This window comes from Williamsia sp. Y712 (genome assembly GCF_059445525.1).
Genome location: NZ_JCAIUN010000001.1, coordinates 2,013,031 through 2,018,245, shown reverse-complemented (window position 1 = coordinate 2,018,245; position 5,215 = coordinate 2,013,031). Strand labels below are relative to the sequence as shown.

At 63.7% G+C, this 5,215-nt stretch carries 6 protein-coding genes; 3 read left to right on the top strand and 3 right to left on the bottom strand.

Features of this window, described 5'->3' with window-relative positions; genetic code table 11:
- Positions 1-313: 313 nt before the first annotated feature.
- Together AC1D75_RS09205 and AC1D75_RS09200 are read right to left on the bottom strand one after the other, a co-directional pair.
- Positions 314-736, bottom strand: a complete 423-nt coding sequence (locus AC1D75_RS09205) for a hypothetical protein (RefSeq protein ID WP_495514956.1) — start codon at positions 734-736, stop codon at positions 314-316.
- Between the two features lie 298 nt (positions 737-1,034).
- A complete protein-coding gene (locus tag AC1D75_RS09200; RefSeq protein WP_495514955.1) occupies positions 1,035-1,358 on the bottom strand; it encodes a hypothetical protein in 324 nt (107 codons plus the stop codon).
- A 354-nt stretch (positions 1,359-1,712) separates the two neighbouring features.
- On the opposite strand from AC1D75_RS09200, the gene AC1D75_RS09195 reads away from it, so the two are divergent.
- From AC1D75_RS09195 to AC1D75_RS09185, 3 genes are all read left to right on the top strand, one after another.
- A complete protein-coding gene (locus AC1D75_RS09195; protein ID WP_495514954.1) occupies positions 1,713-2,687 on the top strand; it encodes an ATP-binding cassette domain-containing protein in 975 nt (324 codons plus the stop codon).
- The gene (locus tag AC1D75_RS09190; RefSeq protein ID WP_495514953.1) at positions 2,684-3,502 is read left to right on the top strand and encodes an ABC transporter permease; all 819 of its coding nucleotides are present in this window, start codon (positions 2,684-2,686) and stop codon (positions 3,500-3,502) included. Before AC1D75_RS09195 ends, AC1D75_RS09190 begins: the two co-directional genes overlap by 4 nt.
- A 323-nt stretch (positions 3,503-3,825) precedes the next feature.
- Positions 3,826-4,764, top strand: a complete 939-nt coding sequence (locus tag AC1D75_RS09185; protein ID WP_495516024.1) for an ABC transporter permease — start codon at positions 3,826-3,828, stop codon at positions 4,762-4,764.
- 92 nt (positions 4,765-4,856) lie between these two features.
- Here AC1D75_RS09185 and AC1D75_RS09180 read toward each other — a convergent pair whose 3' ends face one another.
- Positions 4,857-5,084: an MbtH family protein gene (locus AC1D75_RS09180; RefSeq protein ID WP_495514952.1), complete on the bottom strand. Its 228-nt coding sequence runs from the start codon at positions 5,082-5,084 to the stop codon at positions 4,857-4,859.
- Positions 5,085-5,215: the final 131 nt, after the last annotated feature.

Below are 5,215 nucleotides of genomic sequence, written 5' to 3'. Positions count from 1 at the left end.
CGAACGAAATGCTCGCCTCGGGACACAAAGAACTCAGCTTACATGCATCTGCCGACGGCAAACTCCACGCCTCTGCCTATCCCGCATTTCGCCTGATCAGAGGTTGTTTACCACTCTAATTAAATTTCACGAATGGGTAGTTAGACAGGGAAATCTGTCAGGTGCGGTTCCATGCCGGGGACCGGACGCAGCGCAGGACAGCACAGCGCGGCCCTCCAGACGAACAAATCCGTCAACGAGAGCCCCACGGGTGTGCGGCAGGACTGCGCACGGGAAGATCCGCCGGAGTACTCACGGCGGACTGGGGAGTCGGTCAGGCGCCGGACAACCGGCTGGCGATGACGCGGAGGTCGATCTCATTCGTGCCGGCATGCATCGGCGCAACGGGCGCAATGGTGTTGTGCAGGTCGACCACGTCGGTGGATATGACGCTGACGGCTCCGTCGACGACAGATGCCACCACAGTGGGATCGGGCTCGCCGCCAAGAGCGGGCAGGCCTGCGAAGATCGCAGCCACCACCGCGGACCGATCGTCCATCCGTTGACCACGGATCACCGGCATCATCAGCCTGATCGCAGAATCGAGTTCGTGGTAGGTCAGCGCACGCTCGCGGTAACGGACCACCACGCGTTCAGGTGTCGCGGCGGCGATCCGGGCGACAGCATCGGGCAGTTCGATAGGTCCAGAAGTCTTGTCCGCGACCTGGTGGTGGGACCGAACAGTTGAGGTAGCCATTTGCACTCCAAACCTGGGCCCTCCAGCGACTTGAGAGGGCCTTGCACAGCCCATGGTCACAGGACACGCACCATAAGGAAAGGTTTAGAGCAAACCCGTTACATCACCGAAATGTGAAATCCGTCACATTTGACCGTCAAGATCAGGGCGTCTGGACGTATAGAGGACGAGACCCGACGTCGGACGGAACCGGAGTCAAGGGATTCGGTGCCACGGAACAGCAGTTTGCCCAACGCCACAGCATTTCTCCCACCCTCGGGCCGCATGTCGATGCAGGGTGCGGCGAACCGCCCGCGGCTCAGGCCTCCGCGAGGACGATCAGGGCCCGGAGCCGGATCGCGCCCAACGTCTCCTCGAGGGCACGGGGGCCGGACACAGCGAGCCCCGGAACGGTTGTCATCAGCGCGACCGTCAGCGCGGAGTCGTCGATGCGTGGGGAACCGGTCATGGCGGTGGCGGCGCCCTGTGCGCGTGCCCGCAGGTCCGCGAACGTCACCGTGAAGTCACTTCCGCTCACTGCGGGCCGGTCGGGCGCGGCGTCGGCCGCGACGGCCAGCAGTTCGGTAAGGGCTCGGGGGTCCCGCCGACCTCGGAGGGTCTGCACCCCGACTATGGGATACATCTCTTTGTCATCACCTCGGACCTGTGTTACCACAACGCCCACCCCTTTCGCGACCTGCTAATCAAACTGCACCTATCACACGACATTCCGCCTGCGCGCCCCTGGGATATTCCCCCATAACGACGCCGCTAAACTATGCATTTGTAGGCTATTACCAAGCAAAACGGAATTTTTCCTTTTCTGGGGAGGGTTATCGCCGGATGGCCACTTGGTGTTACTGCTGGATTCTGCGATACGTTCGATAACGTCAGGTAAAGGGCGATCGCGTCGCCGCGTGACCAAGATGACGACGGGATCGAAATGCAAGCTAAGCACAGTGGTGGTGCCCGAACGAGCCGGTCAGGTGAGTTCGAGGTGTCGGTCGCTGCGCATACGCACGGCGTGGTTGCCGACGGACTGGTGAAGCGTTTCGGCGACTTCACGGCCGTCGACGGAGTCAGCTTCGAGGTGCCCACCGGCACCGTGCTCGGCCTACTGGGTCCCAACGGTGCCGGGAAAACGACGACGGTCAACATGCTTGCCACCTTGCTCACACCGGACGAGGGCACTGCGCGCATCGCCGGCTACGACGTCGTCCGGGACCGGGCCGCCGTTCGCGCCTCGATCATGCTCACGGGCCAGTTCGCGGCTTTGGACGAGTCCTTGACCGGCCGCGAGAACCTGGTGCTGTTCGGCAAGTTGATGGGGCTGAGCAAAACCGAGGCGGCGCAGCGCGCTGCCGAGCTCCTCGATGCCTTTGATCTCGTCGACGCCGCGTCGCGACGGGTCGGCAAATTCTCCGGTGGCATGCGCCGCAGAATCGACATCGCGTGCGGTTTGGTGGTGCGGCCCGAGGTCGTCTTCCTCGACGAGCCCACGACCGGACTCGATCCGCGCAGCCGTCAGGATGTCTGGAACATCGTGACCTCGCTGCGAGACCTGGGGATCACCACTTTGCTGACGACTCAGTACCTGGAGGAGGCAGATCTCCTCAGCGACCGGATCGTCGTGATCGACAAGGGCCGCGTCATCGCAGAGGGCACCGCGGCAGAACTCAAGGAACAGGTCAGTGGGACGTTCTGTGAAGTTGTCACGAGCAACCCGGACGACCTCGCTCGCATCAAGGCGTTGCTGACCCAACTCGTGCCTGCCGACGAGATACGGATCGATCTGAACCGCAACTCGCTGACCATGCCTGCGGTGCGTTCGACGCAGACGCTGGTCGATGTCGTACGTCTCACCGATTCCGCCGGGATAGAACTCACCGATGTGGGCTTGCGGCGACCGTCACTGGACGACGTGTTCCTCAAGCTGACGGAAGGTCCGGCCGACGGCGCGGAGCACGCATGACAGTGACCAACGCCGCACGGGTGGCCATCTCCGCAGGCGGTCGCCGCCCCTCGGTCAGACCCGGCCGACAATGGCGGGCCCTGACCCAACGTTCCATCATCGGTATGAAGCGACAGGGCGAGTTCTACCTGTCCATCACCGCCCCCGTACTGCTGACGCTCTGCTTCTACATTCCGCTGCGAACCATCATGGATGGTTATCCCGGAATGGACTACGCGCAGTTCCTCATGCCCGTCATCTGCCTGCAGTCGGTGGGCTTCGTCGCGACGTCGGCCGCGATGCGTGCGGCGAACGACGGCAGTACGGGACTGACCAACCGGTTACGCAGTATGCCGGTGAACACCTTTGTCCCCCCGTTGGCCCGATTGGCCTCGAACGTAGTGCTGTTGGTCATCTCACTGGTGTGGGCGATCATCTCGGGTCTGGTGATCGGCTGGAGGCCCACCGCCGGGCTCGTCGATTTCATCGGGTTCATCGGGGTCGCGATGGTCGTCGGCGTGATTCTCGCCTTCGGCGCCGATACGATCGGCGCCGTCTCGAAGAACCCAGCGGCCACCAGTCAGGCCCTTGCCCTCCCCCAGTTGATCCTCGGAATGCTCTCGACCGGGTTCGTGCCCGAAGAACGCTTTCCCGAGTGGATCCAGCCGTTTGCGCGCAATCAGCCGATCTCACAGTTCACCGAACTGATGCGTGGATTCGACGCGGGCGACGTGTCCTGGGAACTGGCGCTGCCGTCCATCTGCTGGGCGGCAGGCATCACCGTGGCGGGTCTGGCCGCCGGTGCCCTCGTGACGATCCGGAGCAGCCGACGATGAGCAGGCACAGAGGAGACGACGGCGCCCCCCAACAGCACTGGTGGCGCAGCGATACCGCCGGATCGAGTCCTTCGCCGCGTCGCATCCGAACCGGCGATCAGCCCACAACAGGCATTCCCCAGCAGGAACGAGACCGGGCCGATCCCGGCCCCCATCAGACCCTCGTCGGTCCGTGGACCCTGCTTTCCCCCGGGGCGGCGGCGGCCGACTGGACCTCCGAACATTCCGCCGCGAGATACCCGCAGGCACCCGAACAGACCGGGCGCCCACTGACCCGGATCACCGACCGGAACTCCCTCGACCCGGCGGAACTGACCCCGGCGATGCAGCAGGCTCCCACGGTCCGGCTGGACCTCGGTCAGATCGCGGCGGCACAGACCGCAGCGGCGGCGGCGGAACAAGCCACAACGGAACAACCGGCCGCGCCCAGCGGAAGGTCGACGACGGCCGCGACACGATTCCCGGCCGCCAGGGCCACCGACGAGCGGGGTTTTCGCGCCTATCTCACGCATTCGAAGATTCTCACCGGACGACAGCTCCGAGTTGTCACCCGGGACCGGCTGACCCTGATTCAGAGTCTGCTGTTCCCGTTGCTGAGCATGGTCATGTTCAAGGTGGTGCTCGGTGACGCGGTCGGCGGTGCGACCGGGCAGAACAGTGCATACGGCACTGTTCCACTGGTGGTGCTCGTCGGGGCGATGTTCGGTTCGCTGGCAGTCGGGACCCGCCTGATCAGTGAACGTCGAACCGGCTTGCTGACGCGCCTGTACGTCATGCCGGTCCACCGCGGGGCCGACCTGACGTCGCGGATCACCGTGGAAATGCTGCGGATCCTCGTCGGAACGCTCGTGATCACGACGGCCGGAATGCTCATCGGCTGGCGTTTCAACGAAGGGCTGGCTGCGGCCGTCGGGATCTTCGCAGTGGCACTTCTCTACGGTGCGGCGTACTCGACCATCGTTCTCACAGTGGCGATGTCGGCGTCAAACGCTCCCCTGGTGCCCATCATGTCGCTGTGCACCAGTTTGCTGATGTTCTTCAATTCGGGGTTCTCGCCGGTCGAGGCCTACCCGGAAGTGCTGCAGCCTTTGGTCCAGAACCAACCGATGACATGCGCGATCGAAACGATGCGGGCGTTGGCCATCGGCGGACCGGTGGCCGAAAATCTCATCAAGACCCTCATCTGGGCCGTCGGCGTCCTGGTGGTCTTCGCCTATCCGGCACTTCTGTCCTACCGCCGGGCGGCCGCGGCGCGGGGTTGAGTTCACGAGGCGGTTCGATCTGGTCCGCCTACTCGCCCGGAAGACAACGACGAGGGGGACCGTCCGTCGGACGGTCCCCCTCGTGCGCGTTGTCAGTCTTTGTTCGTCTGGTCCGCGTTCATCGCGTCGATCAGGCTCTTCGGCCGCAGATCGGTCCAGTTCTGCTCGACGTATTCGAGGCAGGCAGCCCGTGAATCCTCGCCGAAAACCTTGTTCCAGCCCGCCGGGATCTCGGCGAAGGTCGGCCACAGCGAGTGCTGGTTCTCATCATTGACGAGCACGAAGAAACGGCCGTCCTCGTCGTCGAATGGGTTGGTCATGTTGATACTCCCTTCCACTCCGGATGCACCGAGAGTGATGTCGCCTGTTTGTCGTTCTGTCGGACCTTGTTGTTAGCCGGATCTGGTGCAGAAGACCCCGCTCTGACTTGCTCCGTCACCCAGGCCCATCG